18 protein-coding genes and 1 riboswitch are annotated in these 23,759 nt (G+C 29.4%); of the genes, 10 read left to right on the top strand and 8 right to left on the bottom strand.

Annotation, left to right across the window (positions count from 1 at the left end; genetic code table 4):
* Window positions 1-182: 182 nt before the first annotated feature.
* Window positions 183-1,358 carry an IS30 family transposase gene (locus tag ACJA22_RS04670; protein WP_406616729.1) on the bottom strand — a complete coding sequence of 392 codons (1,176 nt, stop codon included), beginning with the start codon at window positions 1,356-1,358 and terminating at the stop codon, window positions 183-185.
* 96 nt (window positions 1,359-1,454) lie between these two features.
* Between ACJA22_RS04670 and ACJA22_RS04665 the strand changes: the two genes are divergently transcribed.
* The gene (locus ACJA22_RS04665) at window positions 1,455-1,958 is read left to right on the top strand and encodes a hypothetical protein (RefSeq protein WP_406617088.1); all 504 of its coding nucleotides are present in this window, start codon (window positions 1,455-1,457) and stop codon (window positions 1,956-1,958) included.
* A gap of 184 nt (window positions 1,959-2,142) precedes the next feature.
* Window positions 2,143-2,216, top strand: a riboswitch (Fluoride riboswitch).
* Between the two features lie 41 nt (window positions 2,217-2,257).
* On the top strand, window positions 2,258-3,487 hold the full coding sequence (locus ACJA22_RS04660; protein ID WP_406617087.1) for a cation:proton antiporter: 1,230 nt from the start codon (window positions 2,258-2,260) through the stop codon (window positions 3,485-3,487).
* A gap of 470 nt (window positions 3,488-3,957) precedes the next feature.
* On the opposite strand, the gene rplA is transcribed toward ACJA22_RS04660, so the two are convergent.
* The 7 genes from rplA to ACJA22_RS04625 all read right to left on the bottom strand — a co-directional run bounded on the left by rplA (window position 3,958) and on the right by ACJA22_RS04625 (window position 11,121).
* The gene (gene rplA, locus ACJA22_RS04655) at window positions 3,958-4,653 is read right to left on the bottom strand and encodes a 50S ribosomal protein L1 (RefSeq protein ID WP_406617086.1); all 696 of its coding nucleotides are present in this window, start codon (window positions 4,651-4,653) and stop codon (window positions 3,958-3,960) included.
* Between the two features lie 2 nt (window positions 4,654-4,655).
* Window positions 4,656-5,258 (bottom strand): 50S ribosomal protein L11, encoded by a 603-nt coding sequence (rplK, locus tag ACJA22_RS04650; protein ID WP_406617085.1) that lies wholly within the window; start codon window positions 5,256-5,258, stop codon window positions 4,656-4,658.
* Window positions 5,259-5,458: 200 nt separating this feature from the next.
* Window positions 5,459-6,022, bottom strand: a complete 564-nt coding sequence (locus ACJA22_RS04645; RefSeq protein WP_406617084.1) for a thermonuclease family protein — start codon at window positions 6,020-6,022, stop codon at window positions 5,459-5,461.
* 107 nt (window positions 6,023-6,129) lie between these two features.
* Window positions 6,130-7,005: a class II fructose-1,6-bisphosphate aldolase gene (gene fba, locus ACJA22_RS04640; protein WP_406617581.1), complete on the bottom strand. Its 876-nt coding sequence runs from the start codon at window positions 7,003-7,005 to the stop codon at window positions 6,130-6,132.
* Window position 7,006: 1 nt separating this feature from the next.
* Window positions 7,007-7,267, bottom strand: coding sequence for a DNA-directed RNA polymerase subunit delta (rpoE, locus tag ACJA22_RS04635; protein WP_406617083.1), 261 nt, complete (start codon window positions 7,265-7,267; stop codon window positions 7,007-7,009).
* A gap of 253 nt (window positions 7,268-7,520) precedes the next feature.
* Window positions 7,521-9,173 (bottom strand): IS1634 family transposase, encoded by a 1,653-nt coding sequence (locus ACJA22_RS04630; protein WP_406616883.1) that lies wholly within the window; start codon window positions 9,171-9,173, stop codon window positions 7,521-7,523.
* A gap of 352 nt (window positions 9,174-9,525) precedes the next feature.
* Complete coding sequence (locus ACJA22_RS04625; protein ID WP_406617082.1) at window positions 9,526-11,121, bottom strand: DUF2179 domain-containing protein; 1,596 nt, start codon at window positions 11,119-11,121, stop codon at window positions 9,526-9,528.
* Between the two features lie 237 nt (window positions 11,122-11,358).
* Between ACJA22_RS04625 and ACJA22_RS04620 the strand changes: the two genes are divergently transcribed.
* From ACJA22_RS04620 to ACJA22_RS04585, 8 genes are all read left to right on the top strand, one after another.
* Window positions 11,359-13,308: a DNA topoisomerase subunit B gene (locus ACJA22_RS04620; protein WP_406617081.1), complete on the top strand. Its 1,950-nt coding sequence runs from the start codon at window positions 11,359-11,361 to the stop codon at window positions 13,306-13,308.
* Window positions 13,309-13,475: 167 nt separating this feature from the next.
* Entirely contained in the window at window positions 13,476-13,790 is a 315-nt protein-coding gene (locus ACJA22_RS04615; protein ID WP_406617080.1) for a thioredoxin family protein, read from the top strand.
* Window positions 13,791-14,012: 222 nt separating this feature from the next.
* Entirely contained in the window at window positions 14,013-15,482 is a 1,470-nt protein-coding gene (locus ACJA22_RS04610; RefSeq protein ID WP_406617079.1) for a BMP family ABC transporter substrate-binding protein, read from the top strand.
* Window positions 15,483-15,707: 225 nt separating this feature from the next.
* Window positions 15,708-17,360 carry an IS1634 family transposase gene (locus ACJA22_RS04605; RefSeq protein WP_406617078.1) on the top strand — a complete coding sequence of 551 codons (1,653 nt, stop codon included), beginning with the start codon at window positions 15,708-15,710 and terminating at the stop codon, window positions 17,358-17,360.
* A gap of 212 nt (window positions 17,361-17,572) precedes the next feature.
* The gene (locus ACJA22_RS04600; protein ID WP_406617077.1) at window positions 17,573-19,195 is read left to right on the top strand and encodes an ABC transporter ATP-binding protein; all 1,623 of its coding nucleotides are present in this window, start codon (window positions 17,573-17,575) and stop codon (window positions 19,193-19,195) included.
* A complete protein-coding gene (locus ACJA22_RS04595) occupies window positions 19,185-21,635 on the top strand; it encodes an ABC transporter permease subunit (protein WP_406617076.1) in 2,451 nt (816 codons plus the stop codon). The genes ACJA22_RS04600 and ACJA22_RS04595 overlap by 11 nt, the downstream gene beginning before the upstream one ends.
* Entirely contained in the window at window positions 21,635-22,612 is a 978-nt protein-coding gene (locus ACJA22_RS04590) for an ABC transporter permease (RefSeq protein ID WP_406617075.1), read from the top strand. Before ACJA22_RS04595 ends, ACJA22_RS04590 begins: the two co-directional genes overlap by 1 nt.
* Before the next feature lie 188 nt (window positions 22,613-22,800).
* The gene (locus ACJA22_RS04585; protein ID WP_406617073.1) at window positions 22,801-23,748 is read left to right on the top strand and encodes a phosphate acetyltransferase; all 948 of its coding nucleotides are present in this window, start codon (window positions 22,801-22,803) and stop codon (window positions 23,746-23,748) included.
* Window positions 23,749-23,759 lie beyond the last annotated feature (11 nt).

Raw genomic sequence — 23,759 nt, 5'->3', positions numbered from 1 at the left:
TAATTTTGCGTAAAATCAAAAATGTTACAAAAATTATAAATTATTACCAAGAAAAGCTTTAAAATCCTAAAAAAATTTAAACGAAAATACCAAGTTTTGTAAAAAACTTGAGTTTTTGCTTACTTTTTTCCAAAAAAGTAAGTGCCTTTTTGTCAAACTTTTTAGCACATAAAAAGTTTGGATTAGAAGCGAATGCTTCTCTTGTAATTATTTATAAAATCCATAACAGGAGTCAAATCTTGACCGTAGTAAGGGTCTATAGACTTGCCTTTTTTAAAATACCGTCTTAATAACCTGTGGCAGTTTTCGATAGAGCCTTTTTCTCCCGAACAATATGGGTGACATTTATATATTTGCTTAATACCTGGCACTTCATCTAGTTTCGCATTTTCACTACCATTATCTATGGTTAGCGAATCTATTGTCAAGTTATATTTTTGCATTAGGTATATCAGCCCATCTCTAACACCAGTGCTAGTCCGCCGTACCATATGAAAATAGAAGCGTCTAGTCTTTCTATTAATTAGCGTTACGAAACAACATTGATCAGTTTTTGAACCAATAACAGTATCTAATTCATAATCATTATCTCTAAGTCTTTCATTGATTTCTGTGCTGCGTTGATCAATGCTAACTCCAATCTTTTTAAGCTTTCGACTGTCTCTTTTTGGGGGTCGTTTTTGTTTAATTCCTTTGGTGGATAAATTGACCAAAATGCCTATTTCAAGGTCTTTAAAGACTCTTTGTGATATCAAATTATATACCATAGATTTTGAAGGTTTATAGCTGTTTGGATACTTTTCTTCAAATCTTCTTAATATTTCGTTAGCGCTTAGCTTAGGCGTTCTTTTTGCTAAATCTTTATTATTTCTATTTTGGGTATAATCATCAAAAAGCTCTGTTCAAAAATTTCTAAAATCTTGATATTGTTCTATTTTCTTTTTTGAATATGCTATTCTTTTACTTTTATCAAAATTAGCAACATTTATCATAAATTCATCAAGATTTAAATAACGAACTTTTTTAATTTTAGCATCACAACAATCACAGGTTTTTCTATCGCCTTTGCCTAAATATATTCCTTTTGAATATTTAAATAAAAACCTTTTAATCGCTTTAGTCGATATTTCAATATTTTGAGATATTTCTTTTAAAGATTGAAAATTTAGTAATCCATATATTATCTGAAACACTTCTGCAAAACCGATATGGTTTTTGTGTGTCGAGTAGTTTTTCGAGCGGCTTAAAATTTCAGAGTAATTCTTATCAACAGCGAAATGAATTTGTGAAGTTTGAATTTTGTTATGCACATTTTTACTTCTAACCAAAGTACAGAAAATTTTTTTATCGTTTTTCATATATAATTATGTTGTCCTTTCTTTTTATCATTTTTATTTTACCAAAAGGACAGAAAAATCCCGACATTTTCAAATGTTGGGACTTTTATTTCTGGAATGAATAAAGAATTTTATAAAAAAAATAAAAAATTAGCAGTTGCGTTAATCACATTACTTTCAATTTGATATATTATTCTTATTATGATATACGCTATAGCAATTCCAACCGCTTATCGTGCTGCTGGTACTAAACTTGTTTTACCTGCTATTTCTGGTATAGATCCAGCAAGTGCTGGAGCTGCTCAAGGGACTGCTGATCAAGGTTTATATGCAGCTCTATTAACAGCTATAGTACTCTTATGAATTGTTTTTGCTGGAATTGGAATTTCATGTTTTGTTATTTCTATCATTCTAGCAGTTGGAACATCAAAACTTGATTCAAAAGTTTATTTCATTTTATTTTTAGTTGGAATTTTCGGTACTATTGTTGGATATGTTGGAGCATGTATGTTCATCAACCAAGCTAATAAAGAAATTACTAAACAACATTATAACAAACCTGAAAATGGCGAAAATGGTGAAGGCGAAAATTTTACAATTCAACCAGGTAAATTCGATTAAGCCAAGCAAAATAAATATAATTTATATCCTCAATTTTGAGGATTTTTTTAAACTTTTTTCTAGGCGATTATTGCTGTCAAATTTAACATAATGAAGCTAGAAGTCTAATCATATAAATTCTTAAATTTATTATTGCCCGAATTCTAAAAAATATTATCCATATAGTCTGACTAGTATTATAATTATCAATAAAGGGAATGATGTTCTCCCGAGTTGAATAAACTAAATTGCTTAAATGCTGATGACGTCTATAGTATTTTTTACTATAGACTTTTTATTTACATTATTAAGGAGCATATATGTTATTATCACTTGCTGTTATTTTTTTATTAGGTTTTCTAGTAGGATATCTATTTGAAAAAATCAAAATGCCAAAATTGATTTGGTATTTAATCTTAGGAATTATTTTAGGTCCTTCTGTTTTAAACTTCATAAGTCCAACACTTATGAATATTTCGCCATATTTGAGACAGATGGCTCTTGTTATTATTTTAACTAGAGCAAATTTGTCACTTGATCTTAAAGCTTTAAAAAGAATTGGAATAAGTGTAATTTTATTATCATTTATACCAGCAACCTTTGAATTAATTGGAGTTGTAATTTTTGCACCCATGTTTTTAAAGATTAATTATTTTGAAGCAATGTTATTAGGTTCTGTTTTAGCTGCTGTATCACCAGCTATTATAGTCCCCAGAATGATTAAAATAATGGATGAAAAATACGGACTTAAACATTCAATTCCTCAAATGGTTTTAGCTGGTTCATCTATAGATGATATTTATGTTATTATCTTATTTTATAGCTTTAAACAATTAGTAGCGATTAACACATTTGAAGCAGGTGTTTTATTAAATATACCTACAAGTTTAATACTTGGTGTAGTTGCTGGAATTATTACGGGATTAATTATTTACTTAGTCTTTAAATATTTAAAGATGGCCACAGTTATCAAAGTATTAATAGTCTTTGGTATTTCTCTCGGTTTAATTGAGCTAGAAGGCTATATCAAAAAATATATTGCTTTTAGTGCTTTAATTTCAATTATTGTTTTAGGTATTACATTATTTAAAAAAGATCAATATCAAGCTGAACAATTACAAAAAGGTTATTCAAAAATGTGAATATTTTTCGAATTAATCTTATTCGTTTTAATTGGTGCTCAAACAGATATTAAATATGCAGCAAGTGTTGAAGGCGCTAAGATTGTTGGATTAATTTTACTTGTTTTATTATTCAGAAGTATTGGTGTATTAATTTCCTTATTATTCAGTAAAACAAGCATAAAAGAAAAAATCTTTATCGTTTTAGCTTACATTCCTAAAGCTACTGTACAAGCTTCAATTGGTGCTATAGCGCTTGCCGAAGGTTTAGCTTGTGGAACAATTATTTTAACAGCTGCTGTACTTTCAATTTTAATCACAGGTCCATTAGGAGCAATTCTAATTGATTTCACTTACAAGAAACTTCTTAAAAAAGATGAACAACCAAATTATCTTTCTATTAGTAAAAAATATTGATTATTTAAGTAAAAAGAAATCTTGCCCGAAAGCAAGATCTTAATTTTATTATTCAATTTACCAACAAAGTAATTTTTATATTCATGCGAGTATGAATATAAATGTTCTAATTATTTTCAAGTCGTTTTTAAACTCATTTTCTGCATTTGTTCTATTAATTTAGCATTGCGTACTAATGATTTAGTTGATAAACAACCCACATTAATACAAGTTCCTCCATACATTTTTTCTCTTTTTCAATTACAGCAACTTTCTTATTATTCATAGCTAATTTCTTAGCAAGTGTCTTACTGTCCTTGCTTCCAACCTATAATAATAACATCATATTTCTTCATAATAACCTCAAAATATAAAAAAGTGTGTTTTTTGCTGTTTTTTGGCTCAAAAATGCATTTTTTAGTATTTTAAATGATTTTTATTTGAAAGTAAAATAAATAATAAAAAAGATTGGCGTTGCGCCAACCTAATTATTTTCGAATAAATTATTTTTCAATTTTAACTTTAACACCAGGACCCATTGTTGCTGAAATAACGATGTTTTGAATGTAAGCACCTTTAACAGCGGCTGGTTTAAGTTTCTTAATTAAAGTAATAACGGTTTGAATGTTTTCAGCAAGTTTGTCTGTATCCATAGATACTTTACCAACTAATGTATGGACAATACCTGCTTTGTCTGTACGGTAGTTTGCTTTACCTTTTTTAAGTTCTTCAACAGCTTTTTCAGGAGTTGGAGTAACTGTACCTGTTTTAGGGTTTGGCATTAAACCTTTAGGTCCAAGTTTTTTACCATATTTACCTAATAAAGGCATCATTGCTGGATCAGCAACCATAACATCGAAGTCAAATTCGTCTTCTTTAATTTTTTGTTCAAGAGCAGCACCATCTACAACGATGTCTGCGCCTGCAGCTTTAGCTAATTTTTGTTTTTCAACATTGTTTGTAACTACTAATACTTTAACTGTTTTACCTGTACCATTTGGTAATAATACAGCACCACGTAATTGTTGATCTGCTTTTCTAACATCAAGGTTAAGTTTGAAAACTAAGTCTACTGAAGCATCAAATTTAGCATAAGAAGTTCTTTTCATGATTTCAATTGCTTCTTTTAAATCGTAAGCAATTGTTCTATCGAATGAATTTCTAGCAGCTTCTAATTTCTTTCCAATCTTTGATGACATAATTAATTGTCTCCTTCAGTTTCTTCTTTGTTTTCTTCAGAAACTGTAACAACTTCAATACCTTTACCTCTTGTTTCAATTAATTCAGCTTGATCAGCTTCTAGAGCAGCTTCTTTAGCAGCAGCAATAGCTTCTGCTTTTTTAGCAGCTGCAGCAGCTTTTTTAGCAGCGGCTACATTGTCATAACCATCAATTAAAATACCCATGTTTTTAGCTGTACCAGCAACAATGCTCATAGCAACTTCAACATCATCTGTATTTAAGTCTGGTAATTTGTATTCAGCAATTTTTCTTAATTGATCAACTGTAATTGTTGCAGCAATAGTAGTTTTTGAGTTAGGGCTAGCTTTTTGAATCTTAGCAGCTTCTTTTAATTTGTAGCTAGCTGGTGATGTAAATAATTTAAATTCGAATGATTTGTCATTGTAAACGGTAATTTCAACAGGAACTGGTTCATTACCTCTATCACGTGTTGCGTCATTGAATGCACGTGTGAATTCTGGCATGTTAATACCAACACCTGCTAATGCAGGACCAGGTTTAGCTTGACCAGCATTAAATTGCAATTTACGAACACGGACAATATCAGCTTTTGATTTTGCCATATTTTGTTATCCTTTCGATAATGTGGTTCTAATGATTTCTCTCCCACTAGTTAAGAGCAATTTAATTATAAATTGCATTTAAAATTATAATATAAACCTTAAAAATAAGTCCAAAAAATATTTAGGTGATTTTAAGCCTTAAAATAAACTGTTTTTTAAAGTTGTATTTTTGAATAATTTCCCTATAAAACAGTTAAATATTACAATTTTGAATAAACATCACTTAGATTTTCTTTCCAAATATTTCTCTTATTTTTCTTGGCATCATTTTCAGCATTTTTTAATTTATAAAAATAATCTTTTAAATCTTGATTTTTAACAGTGAATTTATTTTTACCATCCACATTAATATATTTAACAACTGCTAAGCCTTCATTTAATAAGGATAAAGCCACATCATATTTTTGATTTTGATCCTCGTAAAACAATTTTGCAACATACCTACCATACTTATCTTTAGTGATAATTTGATAATAAAACTTTTTATTTTTTAATAAGTTAAGCAAATAAATTTTAGCTTTTTGAGCATAATAATTTTCTAGTTTTGCTAACTTTTGTGAGCTATCTTTTTTAGTTTCTGGAGTATCAATTCCAAACAGCCGAATAGTTGTTTTTCTTGAATCATAAATACGGATTGTGTCACCATCAATCACATGATATGAATCAGAAACATTAATAGTCTGTCACTCATTTTGGCATGAAACTGAAAATAAAGTAGGTATAGTTGAAATAATAATAGAGCCTAAAGGTCAAAGTTTTTTCATACCTTTATATTGGTGTTATTTTTAGATGAAGAATAAAAAGAACTAAAATGAGAAAAATGTGCTATTTTTCCCAAAAATAAAAGAAGACAAAATTGTCTTCTTGTGATTTATGCTTTATTGTTAGAATGGAATTCTTTAATTAATTCTTTAGTAGTTGTTTTAATATTTGAAAAACCATCAGCTAATAATTTTCTAGGGTCATAATTTTTATCTTGGTCTACTTTACCTGAGATAATAAAATCTTTAACACCAGCACAAAAGGCTAATTGTAATTCAGTATTTACATTAATTTTACATACACCAAGTTTAATAGCTTTTTGAACTTGGTCAGCAGGGATGCCACTTCCACCATGAAGTACTAAACCAATTTCTAATGATTTGTTTAATTCTTTTAATCTATCAAAGTTTAATGATTTTCAGTTTTCAGGATATTTACCATGAATATTGCCAATCCCAGCAGCTAAAAAGTCAATACCTAAATCTGCTAATTCTTTAGCTTGGGTTGGGTCAGCTAATTCACCAATAAACATCATATCGTCTTCTTGACCACCGATTGAACCAACTTCAGCTTCAACTGAAACATCTCTTGATTTAGCTAATTCAACTACTTTTTTAGTAATATCATAGTTTTCTTCATATTGTAATGAAGATCCATCAAACATAACTGAGGTAAAACCAGCATTAATTGCTTTAATGCAAGCTTCATAATTACCATGATCTAAGTGCAAAGCAACAGGCACAGTAATATTTAAGTCGCGTACTAAAGAGTCAACGATTGCAAAAGTTGTTTCGTAGCCACCCATATATTTAATGGCACCCACACTTACACCAATAATAATTGGTGATTTTTCTTCATTAGCTGCTTCTAAAACGTTTTTAGCTCATAAAGCACCATTAATGTTAATATGTGGGACTGCGTATTTACCTTTTCTTGCTTTATTAATCATTTCTTTAGCGTTTACTAAATAGCTATTAGTTATCATATTATTCAAAACCTTCTCTAGTTGTTCATAATCCGGCAGCATTTCTTTCAAAACGTGAATCAACTGTTAATAAACGGTATAATTCACCAACTTTATTCAAACGAATTTTGTCGTAAGGAACATTTTTTTCTCTAGCTTCTTGTTCTCATTTGTATTTTAATTGAGCTTCAACGGCATCAAAGATTTTATTGAATTCAACATATTTATTATTTGCACAATTTTTAAGTGTGTATTCAATTGTAAGATCTAACATTGTTGACATATCTTCCTCCTAAATTTATTATTTATATTTTAATATATTAATTAAATTTTATTATTATTTTGTTCTTTAGATAAAACCAGCGAGTTTGGCGGGTTAGTGAGTTTGGTTTTTGTAAGGCTGAAGAATGCTTAGATTAGTTTCGTTTTGCTAGAGTTAAAGCTTAAATTTTTAATATGTTCATTTTCTCCCAGTTTCCAACTTTTACAATGTAATTTTTAACAACTCATCTGTTTGATGAGCTGTTTTTAATAATTTAAAATTTTAATTCATTTAAAATTCTTAAATATGTTTGATAATCTTGAATTGCTTGATTATTGTTGTCGTTAATAATATATTCTTCACTTTCAATTTTTCCGTCAATAATCTTGCATGTTTTGATTGTTTCTTTTATTACATCTTGTAATTTTTTGATTGTGATTTTTTCATCTACAACACCGAGTTCTTTCAAACCTTTGTTTAAATAATAAATAACAAAATTTAATAAAACAAGAGATAAGAAGCAAAGTACGAAATGACCTTCAATATGCTTTTCACTTCATACATAAATAGGTCTTACAGCTAAAGCACTTTTTAAAGCTCTAAAGTTTGATTCTATTTGTCATTGTTTTGAATATAAATTCACAATTTCTTCAGGTGATAAATCAAATCTAGAGGTTTCATAAGCATAATATCCGTCAAACTTTTCATCTTCGATAATTTTGTCATAGTTAAGTTTGTAATAACCTTTACCACCAACTTTTTCGAAGAATTTAAATTTCTTTTGACCGAACATTACTTGATCATGAACTAGTCCGTCTTTATCTTGTCTTTTAATAAAATTATCGATTAAAATTTGTCTATCATTTTTATCTTTTAATGCTCTTTTTTTACTATATGTTACTACCAATCTTCTCTTGTGTCCGTTTGCTCTTCTATTCTTTCAAAACGAATAAAAAGTAGTTTCTTTATATTTAAAATTATTGTCTCCAAAATAGCCGGATTCATCTATTGCAAAGGTCTTTCGGTCATTTGAAGCCGCTTTTAATCTATAAGATAAAATGTAATCAATATCGTTATCTTCTAAGAATCTTATGTTTCTATTTGTACTCATTCCTCTATCAGCAATGAGTGTTACTTTGTTTAATTCATATTGTGATTTTATATCCAAAATAAAATTAATAAATGTTGATGCATCAGCAGTGTTCCCTTTGAATAATTTATAGTGAATTGGAATGCCGTTTTCATCTGTTGCTAAACCTAAAACAATTTGATCTTCTTTGAATTTTCCATCTTTAGAATAACCTGGATATCTCAATCCTTCTCTTACAAAACTTTCAAAATATACCGTTGAAGAGTCGTATCAAATAATATCTATTTTTCTATTTTTATCTTTGATCAATGTATCGTTAACACTCTTTAAAATGTTATTTTTATTTTCAGCTAAATAGTCTAAAGTATTATAAAATGTCGTCTTTTCAACTTCTAAATTTATATTGAATTTGTCTTTATTTTTAAAGGATGAAAGCATGCTACCCGGATTTACAATTCTATTTGAAATCATATATTTTAATAAATCATTTAAATACTTGGATTTTGATACTTTAGCATCTTTAAAAGGATTTAATTTTTCTAAGAAACTGTATAACAAATCATATCCATAATTGAACTGTTTTGTTTCAATTTTAACCTTGCTTATATCTAACTCTAATTGTCTAATTATCATATTTCTATCTCAATCAGTATTGTAGTTTTGAGATAGTTTTTTAATTTTTTCTACTGGATCAGAACAATATTTTTCTCATTTTTCAACTGTACCGATACCGATAGATTTCTTATAACCTTTGCCAAATCCTCCTGAAAGTGCTAAAGATAAGTAAGTAGAGTTCTTATTTTTTCTTGAAATTAATAGTCATTTGTCTTTTTTCATATCTTTATTATACCACAAATTACAATGTAATTATGTAAAAAAATAACTTTTTTTATTTATATATAAATAACACTGAAAAAAGTAATAAAAAAGAGCTCCAACTTGGAAACTCAGGGGCGGGTTAGTGAGTTTGGTTTTTGTAAGGCTGAAGAATGCTTAGATTAGTTTCGTTTTGCTAGAGTTAAAGCTTAAATTTTTAATATAATGCTTAGATTAGTTTCGTTTTGCTAGAGTTAAAGCTTAAATTTTTAATATGTTCATTTTCTTTATTGGCCTATAAAACTGTGGAAAAATAAAAAATCAACACCGCAATGATGTTAACTTTTTAGCATAATTTATAAGATTAATTATTTTAGAATTTGTTTCTAGGAATGTAGATTTTACCATCTACCGATGCTACATCTGAGACGGTGATTAAAGCGTCCTCATCGACTTCCCTAATCTTCTTAATTAAACGAGGGACTTGTCTATAAAGTGTAATTGATGAAAGCACTTTAAGTTTGTTACCTGAGTATCCACCTTCACCTTTTTGAATTGTGAAACTGTTGATGGTTCTTTCATCGTTAATAATAGCTTCTTTAATAACATCCATGTTGTGTGTATAAACTTTACATTGAACGATTTTGAATCTTGGGAATAATCTATCAAGATAACCAACGAAAGTAAAGTTACAGATAAATGTTGAAACAAAGTTTGGTGAGAAATATAATTCAGAATTTCATTTTAAATCAGCAATTTGTTTTACGGTAGTTGGATCAACACCAGCTGTTGCCTTAACATTTTCAAAGTCAGCAGCTATGATGCTACCTGGAATATAGTTACCAATGATAACACTGATTAAAATGATAATTAAGTTAATGTAACCGTTGATTGTACCGAAGTTCTTTTGTTTATATACTGATACATATTCACCAATAATACCGGTTACCCCTGCTGATCCACCAATAATAGCAACGATAGCAAAGAAGTAAGCTAATAAAATACCATAAACAACTGCATAAATAATTTGAGCAATAATTGCGCCACCATCATTTCATTGAAGTGGTAATAATGAAAGCAAGTTCTTTTGACTACCAGCATTTCAGTCATTTGCTTTCGCGACAGCCTCTTTCATAGCAGTTGTAATTTCTGGGTGATTAAAGGTACCAAATAAAGTTCAACTGTTAAGAGCTGGAATTTGACCTAAACCAGCTGAAACTAAGCTACTAAGCACCAAGAACTCTAAAGTAATTAAAGTATAGGTTTTACCTAACTTCTTTCATCCAAATCAGAAGATTGGGATACTTAGTACAAGGTATAAAATCCAGAATAATGATTGGTCAATCGCATTATATACAGCTTCTGTAATAGCTGGATTTTTTCTTAATAAGGTCATTGTTAATTTTGATGTAGCTTGACCTAAAGCAGCTAAACCAAAGTTATAAATACCTGGGTTCTTAACTAAGAAGATACCGATAACCCCAAATAAAATAGCCAAACCAGCAGTAATTAAACCAAGTTTTCATAAAGGCATTAAAGCGTAAAATCTTGAAAGCTTTAATACAAAGTTTGACATCTTTGTGTATTTATATCTTGTATTTTTTCTATCAACAACAGGCTTGTAGTTGTTATTTTCATCTTTAAGTACATTTTCTTTGACTTCTAAAGATTTAAATCTATTAATTTTTAAATCATGTGGTGAAGCAACTCGAGATGAACTTGTTGATAAAACAGTCTTTTTATAATTGTTTTCTTGAGCAACTGTATTTTCATGTGCCTCTTCAGAAGAATAATGCTCTGCTTTATCTACTGAGACTTTAATTCTGTCACTTAAAACATCATCAATTCTAATATTTGTAGATTTATCTTCCTCTTTTTCAAGAGTTTCTTCAGATGGATAAAGCTCGTTTTCGATTTCTTTATCTAATTTTTTGTCTTCTTCTTCGGAGATATTATTCATTTTTGCCATCAAACCTCCTTTTTTAGTATTAAAAAATAAAACGTAATAAATACGCTTCGAATTGTTTGCTAATATATTTTATCAAAATAATTGTATTTTAAGCACAATAAGCAAAATGCAAGGCAAAAATTTTTGTTTAATTTAGTAAAATTTTATGGATTAGCTGGTATAACTATTTAACAAAAAATATCATTTTTGGTATAATAAATAAATGTATATTTATAAATAAATATAAGAGGAGGACAAATGGACGAAAAAAGAATTCATGATGAAAAAGAATATGGTGCCGAAAATATTAAAGTTTTAGATGGTCTAGAACCAGTTAGAGTACGTCCAGGGATGTATATTGGTACAACCGGGATCAAAGGTTTACACCACTTAATTTGAGAAATTGTAGATAACTCAGTTGATGAATGTATGGCTGGTTATGCTAACACAATTAAAATCATAATTGCTAAAAATGGCTACATTGATGTAAGTGATAATGGTCGTGGTATTCCAGTTGCTAAACACCCTAAAACAGGTATTTCAACAGTTGAAACAGTTTTAACCGTTTTACATGCTGGTGGTAAGTTTGACTCTAATGCTTATAAAGTTTCTGGTGGTCTTCACGGTGTTGGTGCATCCGTTGTTAATGCTTTAAGTGATGACTTTGAAGTATGAGTAAAAAGAGAAGGTCATATTTACTATGCACACTTCCAAAATGGTGGTAAAACTATTACACCTTTAACAATCATTGGAGATATTCCTGAAGATGAAACAGGAACCAGAGTTAGATTCCATCCAGATTTTACAGTTATGGAAAAGAACGAGTTTTCAGCTGATGTTATTTTTGACCATGCAAAACAAATTGCATACCTTACAAAAGGAACTAAAGTTATCGTTGAGGATGAAGTACATGATGTTGTCGAAGAATTCTATTTTGAAGGTGGATTAGTCGATTATGTTAATGAACTTAACAATGGTCAAAAGGTTATAAATAAAGATGTAATTTATGCTGATAATTCTTACACAGATGAAAAAGAAAAAATAACAATTTCTGTTGAAGTAGCCTTACAATATACAGCAAATTTCCAAACTAATGTTGTTACATATTCTAATAACATTTTAACTGGTGAAGGTGGAACTCATGAACAAGGTTTCTATGATGCTTTATTAAGAATCATTAATAACTATGGTTTAAAGAACAACTTAATTAAAAGTGATAGTGATAAACTTACAAAAGAAGATGTTGGCAAAGGGTTAGTTGCTGCTATTTCAATCAAACACCCTAACCCAATTTTCGAAGGTCAAACAAAAGGTAAATTAAATAATAAAGATGCTCGTGCTGCTGTACGTGAAATATTAGCCCCTGTTTTAGAAAGATATTTTGACGAAAACCCAATCGATGCACGTGAAATCGTTGCAAAATGTTTACAATCTAAGAAATCACGTTTAGCTGCTGAAGCTGCTTCTAAAGCAGTTCAAGCCAGCCAAGATAATGGCGGTGTAGCATCATTGCCTGGTAAATTAGCAAACTGTACAAGTAAAAATGCTGAAATTTGTGAACTTTATATTGTCGAAGGTAACTCAGCTGGTGGTTCAGCTAAAATGGGCCGTGATAGAAATATTCAAGCTATTTTACCTCTTCGTGGTAAAGTCATTAACTCTGAAAAATCAGCACCTGAAAAAGTATTAGCTAATGCTGAAATTATTTCATTGATTACAGCATTAGGCACTGGTTTAAATGAATCGTTCAACATTAATAAATTAAGATATCACAAAATCATTATTATGACCGATGCCGATGTCGATGGCGCCCACATTAGAACCTTATTATTAACCTTCTTCTATAGATATTTTAAACCATTAATTGAATATGGATTTGTTTATATTGCGCAACCTCCTTTATATAAAATTCAACAAAACAAATTTGTCGCATATGCCTATAACGATGACCAAAAAGAACAAATCATGTCTACTTTAAATCCTAATGTTAAAGTGACAGTTCAACGTTACAAAGGTCTTGGTGAAATGGACCCTGAACAATTATGAGAAACAACAATGGATCCTAAAAACCGTAAAATGCTTCAAGTTCAAATTGAAGATGCTGCGAGAGCTGATTGAGCTTTCACAACCTTAATGGGTGATGATGTTCTTCCTCGTAGAGAATTCATTGAAAAGAATGCAAAATTTGTTAAAAATATTGATGCTTAAAATAATGCGAAAGTTAGCTATTAATTAGCTAATTTTCTTTTACTTAAGTCCTTTAGCAATAAAAAACCACACAAAACACAAAAAGTTAGATTTTTTAATTTTTTTCTAACAAAAACGCACTTTTTGATATAAAATTAAATTATTATTAAATATATAAAGGAGTTAAAATGTTCAAAGAAATTACACAAAATGAATACCATGAAACAATTCAAGATAAAGACAAAGATTTATATATTTTAGTTTTTCACGCTTTATGATGCCCTCCATGTAGAATGTTTAAAAATTCTTTAGAAGAAATTTCTAACAAAGACAAAGTAAAAGTTTATAGAGTGGACATTGATCAAAACAAAGAATTAGCCGGCGAATTCCAAGTTATGTCTATTCCAACATGATTTATTTTCAAAAATAATGAAATTGTTTATAAGGGCAATGGATATGTTCCTTATGAAGAATTAAAACAAATTGTTTCACAAGTTAAATAGTATTTAAACTCAGGATATATCGATATTGATATGTCCTTTTTATATTTTTTAACATATAAAATAGGGAAATTTGTAAAAAGGGAACATTCCACACATTTTAGAAAAATTCGCATTAATATAATATAAATAGTATAATAATATAGTTAAATTCGACAAGACATGAAACGCTCGCTTCTCGGATTTAACAGTGCATACACTATTAAATTAGGAGAAATTTAAAAAATGAAAAAAAGATTATTTTTTAGTCTAGCACCATTTGCCGCTATTGCTCCCGTAGCATTAACAGTTAGCTGTGGTAAAGACGAATTCTTTAAAGAAACAGATATGATAGGTAAAGATGGTAAACCTATTGAAGGTAGAAAAACCGTTACAACCTTAGCACCTATTGTATCTAACCCAGACTTTAAATTAGCTGAAAGTCAAAAGGATTATAAAACAGTATTTATTACTGATGAAGGTTCTATTGAAGATAAATCATTTAACCAATCAGGTTGAGAAGCAGTTCACAAACTTTCATATGAATTACGTATTGACGTTGCTAAATCAAAAGGTAATAGAAATTTAGTAAACTCATACCGTCAACCAGGTCCTGGACAATTATACAGTACATATACTAGTGTTGTTGAAAGCCAACAATATAAATATGTTGTTCTTTGTGGATTCACACACAACGCACCTCTTGCTCAACTATTTAAAGATGACAAGTTAAGAAAAATAGTTGAAGACAAGAACATGATTTTCATTTGTATTGACTTTGTTCCTGAAATTAAGAAAGTGGATGAAGAAAAAGATAAAGATGGAAAACCATTATCTGAAGAAGCTAAGAAAAAAGCTAAAGAAGAAAATGCAAAATATGACTTGGTTGAACTTAATGGAATCTTGAAAAAACACAGTATTGCTGTTAACTTTACAACTAATATAGCTGGATATATGGCTGGATATGCATTAGCAAATTACTTTGCTGAAAAATACCCAACTGACGCTGCTAAAAGAACAATCGGTGCATTTGGTGGTATTCCATGACCAGGAGTTAGTGACTTTATTATGGGTACATTCCAAGGAATTTATGATGCAAATAAAACACTCGGAGGAAAAACAACTCGCTCAATTAGAGATACAATTAATTTAGACTCTGGTTTCGAATCAGGTACTGCTAAAGCAACTAGCGCTATTGATGAAATTAAAGCTGCTGAAGCATGATACCCAGTTGCTGGTTCGCTTTCAGTTCTAGCTGCCGGACGTTTATCAAAAGATCAATTCCTTATTGGTGTTGATGCAGATCAAGCATTAGCTCTTGCAAATGTTAAAATCTTCACATCTGTTATGAAATTAGTTGGTCAAGCAATTTACAACATTTTAGGTAACTTCTATACATATGGTAATGTAGATAAAGTGCCTCAATTAAAAAACTGAGCTACAACAGGAGAAGCTTTACCATTTGGCTATAGCATTGAAGCCCCAACTGAAAGATATGTAAATATTGCGAAAGCATCATTAGAAAATGCAGACAATGATAAAATAGCAGATAAATATCTAGATGCTGCAAGAAAATACTATGAAGAACACTCTGCAGAAATTTTAGCTGAATATGCAAAATTAGGTACCACATATAGCAAGAACCCTGACAAACTTCCTCAAGTATTCCAAGATATTTGTGATGGATTAGCTAAAGCAATTAATGCACAAAAATAATTGAAAAATTATTAATTAAAATAAAAAAAAGAAGCTAGAGAAATCTAGCTTTTTCTTATATATCTATTTTGTAGTATTTTAAGTAAAAAACCAAAATATGGAATTATTTCCTGAGTTTCCAAGTTGGAGCTCTTTTTTTATTACTTTTTTCAGTGTTATTTATACATAAATAAAAAAAGTTATTTTTTTACATAATTACATTGTAATTTGTGGTATAATAAAGATATGAAAAAAGAGAAATGACTATTAATTTCAAGAAAAAATAAGAACTCTACTTACTTATCTTTAGCACTTTCAGGAGGATTTGGCAAAGGTTATAAGAAATCTATCGGTATCGGTACAGTTGAAAAATGAGAAAAATATTGTTCTGATCCAGTAGAAAAAATTAAAAAACTATCTCAAAACTACAATACTGATTGAGATAGAAATATGATAATTAGACAATTAGAGTTAGATATAAGCAAGGTTAAAATTGAAACAAAACAGTTCAATTATGGATATGATTTGTTATACAGTTTCTTAGAAAAATTAAATCCTTTTAAAGATGCTAAAGTATCAAAATCCAAGTGTTTAAATGATTTATTAAAATATATGATTTCAAATAGAATTGTAAATCCGGGTAGCATGCTTTCATCCTTTAAAAATAAAGACAAATTCAATATAAATTTAGAAGTTGAAAAGACGACATTTTATAATACTTTAGACTATTTAGCTGAAAATAAAAATAACATTTTAAAGAGTGTTAACGATACATTGATCAAAGATAAAAATAGAAAAATAGATATTATTTGATACGACTCTTCAACGGTATATTTTGAAAGTTTTGTAAGAGAAGGATTGAGATATCCAGGTTATTCTAAAGATGGAAAATTCAAAGAAGATCAAATTGTTTTAGGTTTAGCAACAGATGAAAACGGCATTCCAATTCACTATAAATTATTCAAAGGGAACACTGCTGATGCATCAACATTTATTAATTTTATTTTGAATATAAAATCACAATATGAATTAAACAAAGTAACACTCATTGCTGATAGAGGAATGAGTACAAATAGAAACATAAGATTCTTAGAAGATAACGATATTGATTACATTTTATCTTATAGATTAAAAGCGGCTTCAAATGACCGAAAGACCTTTGCAATAGATGAATCCGGCTATTTTGGAGACAATAATTTTAAATATAAAGAAACTACTTTTTATTCGTTTTGAAAGAATAGAAGAGCAAACGGACACAAGAGAAGATTGGTAGTAACATATAGTAAAAAAAGAGCATTAAAAGATAAAAATGATAGACAAATTTTAATCGATAATTTTATTAAAAGACAAGATAAAGACGGACTAGTTCATGATCAAGTAATGTTCGGTCAAAAGAAGTTTAAATTCTTCGAAAAAGTTGGTGGTAAAGGTTATTACAAACTTAACTATGACAAAATTATCGAAGATGAAAAGTTTGACGGATATTATGCTTATGAAACCTCTAGATTTGATTTATCACCTGAAGAAATTGTGAATTTATATTCAAAACAATGGCAAATAGAATCAAACTTTAGAGCTTTAAAAAGTGCTTTAGCTGTAAGACCTATTTATGTATGAAGTGAAAAGCATATTGAAGGTCATTTCGTACTTTGCTTCTTATCTCTTGTTTTATTAAATTTTGTTATTTATTATTTAAACAAAGGTTTGAAAGAACTCGGTGTTGTAGATGAAAAAATCACAATCAAAAAATTACAAGATGTAATAAAAGAAACAATCAAAACATGCAAGATTATTGACGGAAAAATTGAAAGTGAAGAATATATTATTAACGACAACAATAATCAAGCAATTCAAGATTATCAAACATATTTAAGAATTTTAAATGAATTAAAATTTTAAATTATTAAAAACAGCTCATCAAACAGATGAGTTGTTAAAAATTACATTGTAAAAGTTGGAAACTCGGGAAAATATGGAATTATTTCTTTTTTTGTAAGTTATTCATAAATCAATAACAAGAAATTTTTAGTAAAATTTAATTGATTTAATATTAATTAAATTATTTTTAATTTTTAGATGTTAAATCTTTTTACAAATTAAAAGGAGGGTGCATGGAACACAAATACGCTGTTGAGTTCGATCATATAACAAAAGAATTCCCAGGTATTAAAGCTAACGATGATGTTACTTTTAAAGTGGAAAAAGGACATATTCATGCTTTAATTGGTGAAAACGGTGCAGGTAAAAGTACACTTACCTCAATTCTTTTTGGTTTATATGAACCAACAGAAGGTTCTTTTAAAATCAATGGTAAAAAAATGATTATAAAAGATCCAAATCACGCAAACAGCATTGGTATTGGTATGGTACACCAACACTTTAAACTTGTTGATGTGTATACAAACTTAGAGAATGTTGTTATGGGTGCTGAATTTAATCATGGTTTTACCGACCTTATTGACTTAAAATCAGCGGCTTTTAAAGTTAAGTCAATCCAAGATTTATATAACTTGCATTTTGATTTGAAACAAAAAACCGGTAGAGCAACTGTTGCAACACAACAAAAAGTTGAAATTATGAAGATGCTTTATCGTGATGCAGAGATATTAATTTTCGATGAACCCACTGCTGTTTTAACAGACCAAGAAATCCAAGGTTTATTACAAACAATGCTTGAATTTAAGAAAAATGGAAAAACAATTATTTTTATTTCACACAAATTGAATGAAATTAAACAAGTTTGTGATGAAGCAACCGTTTTAAGAAAAGGTAGAGTTATTGGAACATATGATGTTAAGAAAACATCAATCGAAGAACTTGCCAAAGCAATGGTTGGTAAAAAGGTTGTTATGCCTAAGAACACTGTTCCATTTGATGAAAATAGTACAGATACATTACTTGAATTTAGTAATGTTTGTGTTAAAAACCCATTTGGTGTGTCTTTAAAAGATGTTTCATTTAAAGTAAGAGCAGGTGAAATTTTAGCATTTGCTGGAGTTGAAGGTAATGGACAAGAAACCCTTGAATATGCTTTAGACGGTATGCTAAAACCAAACAAAGGCAACATTTTTCTATACAATCTAGAAGATGGTCAATTAAAAGATATTACAAAATGAAGTATTAATAAGAAAAATATGGCAGCGGGTATTAATGTAGTACCAGGTGACAGACATAAACATGGTTTAGTTCTTGATTTTACTATTAGAGATAATTCAATCATTAGATTATTAAATGATAAAAAATATGCTCCACATGGTTGAATTAATTCTAAAGCTAAAGAAGAATTATTTAGAACAATTGAATATGATTATGATGTGCGTGGTACTAACCAAGGTGATTCTTTAGCTAGATCACTTTCAGGTGGTAACCAACAAAAAGCAATTGTTGGTAGAGAAATGACTAATCCACATGATATTTTAGTTATTGTGCAACCAACTCGTGGATTAGACGTTGGTGCTATCAACTTAATTCATAGCAAAATTATTAAAGAAAAAGAAAATGGTAAAGCAATTATTTTAATTTCATATGAATTAGATGAAGTTTTAGCATTAGCTGACACAATTGCTGTTATGAATGATGGTAGAGTTCTTAGTGTTAAACCTGCTAAGAATTACACAAGAGCCGAAATTGGTTTATTAATGGCTGAATCTAAAAAAGATGATAATAAGCATGAACAAGAATGAGATTTAGACGAAGACTTTGAAATACAGAAAGGAGACAGAAATGAAGAATAGTACTCAAAAAACTTCTTTTGGAGATAAAGTACGTGGTTTTTTCATGTTGGATTCAACTAAAAAAACATCAAGAGGAATCTTCAATTCATTATGAGCTGTTTTCTTCGGTTTAGCGATTTCTGCAATTTTCATTGCAATATCTTATCAAGAAGACCCATTTAGATATTTCTGAAGCTTATTTGATTCTGGCTTCTCTCTTAACAAAACAAGTTTAGTTTATAACTTTTTAATTTATGGTATAGCCTCAATTGGTGTCGGATTTGCCTTTAGATCAGGGTTATTCAACATTGGGGTTGCTGGTCAAATGACTTTCGCTGGTGTTGCTTCTATTTTGATTTTTGGTAAATATGTAGGAACAACTGGAACTGGTGGAAATGATGCATTAGGTTTCGGTATATTACTTGTAGCAATGTTAATCGGTTTTGCTTATTCAGCATTAGCCGGCATTCTTAAAGCTTATTTCAAGATACATGAAGTTGTTACAACTATCTTATTAAACTGAATTACAGTTTTCATTGTTCAATTCTTCTTTAATAAATTTGATTTAACATCATTAAGTATTGCGCCAAATGATTCTGGTAGATCAGCAGTTTTCAAATTTACTGGTACATTATTCAATAGAGACACCTTCTGAATTTTTGCTTTAGTATTCTTATTTGTTCTTGCAGCTGGTACATTTATTGTTTTACAATTTACTTCATTAGGTTACAAAATTAAAATGAATGGTCTCAACAAAGACGCAAGTACATATGCTGGTGTTAACCAAAAATTAACAACTATTATGGTTATGGGATTCAGTGGTGCTCTCGCCGGGTTTGCTGGATTTACATACTTCTTAATGTTTAACCAAGGTACAGAAGGTGCTAAATTTACCCAACCATTATTGATTGGTTTTGATACAATTGCTATTTCATTATTAGGTATGAACTCATCAATTGGAATTTTATTATCATCAATTTTCTACGCAAGTTTACAAAATGGTGCTATTAATATTGCAAATGTCCAATATTACACTACTTCATCAATCGTTGAAGGTGGTGACAAAATTATTATTGGTATCATTCTTTATGTTGCCGCTCTGTCGAATGCGTTGTCTAACTTTAGACCAATTGAATTTTGCAAGAAACATATTGCTATGTCTTCGCAAAAGTCGTATAAACTATTTGCGAAAAATGTATATAAAGCAAGACTTGCTCATATTAAAAGAGAATACAAAATAGCAATAGGCAGAGCAAAAGCTTTGCAACAATATAATAAGGATGAATACAAGAAGATTCTTAAAGAATTAAAAGAATATCAAAATCTCATTATTTCAATTACTCAATATCAATCAAAAATTCAAAATAAGAAATCATTCCTTTATGATGCAGAAAAACACGAATTAGCCAAATCTAACTATGAACAAATTCAAAAGGAATTAAGTGAAATTAATAAAGAACTTGAAAAATTAGGCTATTTCGAAGTGAAAAAACTTCAAAGAGAAAAAAAATACAATATTAAAATTTCTAAAGTTGAATATCAATATGAAATTACATCAAAAGAATTTTTAGATAATATTAAAGCTATTGATGCTGCTATTAAAGCAGGAAAAGATGATACAGAAGAAGTTAAAAATCTTCAACTTCAAAAAGTAAATGCTTATAAAGAATTAGCTGAAAATAGAGACAAAGCAATTGCCGATTTTTCAAATGAATTTGATCTTAAAATAGCAGAAGCTCAAGAAGTAATTAACGTAAATAAAGAAAACATTGTTGCTTTATTAGCCAAAGAAAAAGAACTAAAACATGAATTAGTCAAGGCTAGAAAAGAATACGTTGAATCATTTGATAAATTAAACGCTAGAGAAATTGAAGAATTATTTAATGGATTATCTAAATTCAACTTACAATCAAAAGATAAACTTGATGTTCTTGGTTACTCACAAGTTCAAGACGTGAAATTATTAACTAAAGCAAATATTGCTCAAGCTAAAATCAATAACAAGAAACATATTCAATTAGCTATTGCTAGATATGATTTCTTAGTTAAAGTAATTTCAGGTTTAGTAAAATTCAACGTTTCACCTTCATTCTTAACTTCTTTAGAAGCAAGACTTGAAGTTGTGAAAAAAGATTATGATGAACAATTAGAACATAAGGTATTAACCCAAAAAGAATACGATGAAAAAATTAAAGAACTTGAAGATGATGTTCAAACATTCTATTCATACGCAACAATTCGTATGATGCTTAACAAGAGAGCTTTAGAAAAAGCTAATAAACAAAAAGATTTAGACTCAATAGACAAATTAAAAGCAGAACATGCTTCTATTGCTGAAGAAGTTAAGAAAGAATGAACTGAAATGAGACATGAATATTCAAATATTCACGAACCTGCTAAATTTGATAAATTTAGAAACCTTTACGAAAAAATGCTTCGTATCGAGAGAGGAGGACAATAATGCAAATATTTGGTGACTTTACAACCGCTATTGTTTTATACTCAATAGTCCTTGGTCTTGGTGCTATTGCTGGTATCTTCTCAGAAAGAGCAGGCATCATTAACATTGGTATCGAAGGCATCATGTCAATGGGTGGTCTCGGATATGCTATTGGTGGTGGAATTTTAGCCAAAATTAACCCACAAGCCACAAGTGGTTGATTACAATTTCCTTTATTTGGATTTGCTATAGTATTTGGAATTGCCTTCTCTCTTCTTCATGGTTTAGCAACCATTAAACTTAAATGAGACCATACAATAAGTGGTGTTGCTTTAAACATTCTTGCTTTAGGTATTGCTGTTGTTCTTTTAAACCCTTCAATGCTTGGGGACAACAACAACAAAATTCCTTTAAAAGTTCATGAATTAGCTTTAAACTACGATAGACAATACTATGATTTTGAAAAAATAGTTTCATTAAAAGTATTCTTATTTATTGGATTAGTAGTTTTAGCATATGTTTTATTGAACAAAACAAGTTGAGGTTTACGTTTCAAAGCTGTTGGTGAAAATCCACAAGCTGTTGACGTTGCTGGTTTAAACGTTTATAAATTCAAATGACAAGGTATGATTCTCTGTGGTATCTTTGCTGGAGTAGCAGGAGGTGTCTTTGCTCAAAGCCTTCAAGGTGCTTATTCAGGTAATACCCTTGGTTTGGGTTTCCTAGCACTTGCTGTTATGATTATGGGACACTGAAATGTTGGTTATGTAGTGTTATGTGCTGTTGGTTTTGCCTTCTTCCAAACAATTGGTGTCTTTGCTATCGGTGCAAACTTCAGACAACTTACAATGAACTTATTCAAAAAAGACTTGGGTACATATGGACCATTATTCCAAACAATTCCATATGCAATCACAATTATCGCTCTTGTCGCATTTAGTAAACTTAGTCCCGGACCTGCCGCTGCCGGTATTAACTACGACAAGTCAAAACGTTAATTTTGTTCTATGTACTCAATGTTCACAATTAATAATAAGGTATATCTTTTTTAAGATATATCTTTTTATTTGCTTTATGTGGAATTTTGTTCCATTAACTAATTAAAAAGTTGCTAAAAATTACTATTTTACTTATAATTGTATTATTAGTTATTTATGTTTAAAATTAACACACTAATGGAGGAAATATGAATTTCATAGATATCGTAGATTCAAATATTAAAAAACTAGAATCTAGAACCATTTTATTAATTGATGGTGATGATAAAAGAGCAATTGATGCTGCTAAGGAATTAGAAAAATACCCTAACCTTAAAATTATTCTTTTAGTTGAAAAACCATTAAATATTAAAACTAAAGCTACTATCTTAAATATGAATGAAGATCCAAACAAAATAGAAGCTTTAGCTCAAAAATACGTGGAACTTAGAAAAGGCAAAGATACAATCGAAGCAGCTAGAGAAGTTTTAAAAACTAGACCATTTTACGCTATGATGCTACTTGCTACTAAAGAAGTTGATGGTGTAGTTGGTGGCTTAAATTACTCAACAGCTGATATTTTAAGAGCCGCTTTTAAAGCAATTGGACCAAAAGTAGGAATTAAGACAATTTCATCAGTTATGATTATGCACAAAAATGACGAATTATACTTTTTCACAGATATTTCAGTCAATCCAAGTCCTGATGTACCAGCCTTAGTAGATATTGCTAAGAATGCCGCTGATTTTGTAAAATCATTTGATATTGATCCAAAAATTGCTTTCCTAAGTTTTTCAACTGATGGGTCAGCAAAGAATCCAAGTACTATTGCGGTAAGCGAAGCATGTGCTGAATTTAATAAAGTATATGAAGGCACAAAAGCTATTGGTGAAGTACAATTAGATGCTGCTTTAGATTTAGAAGTTAGAAAGTTAAAATACAAACATGAATCTTATAATGAAAAAGCTAATGTTTTAGTCTTTCCAGATTTAAATGCTGGTAATATTGGATATAAAATTGCTCAAAGATTAGGTAATTTTGGAGCAATTGGACCTATCATTACAGGAGTTAAAATGCCTGTGAATGATTTATCTAGAGGTAGTACAGTAAATGATGTAGTTAATACTGTTTTAATTACCGCTATTCAATCAAAATAAAATAAATAAAT

This window comes from Mycoplasmopsis adleri, assembly GCF_045276205.1.
In the GTDB taxonomy this organism is placed as follows: Bacteria; Bacillota_I; Bacilli_A; order Mycoplasmatales; family Metamycoplasmataceae; genus Mycoplasmopsis; species Mycoplasmopsis adleri.
Note: the sequence above shows the minus strand (reverse complement) of the source record. Positions and strands in the feature narration are given on the sequence as shown.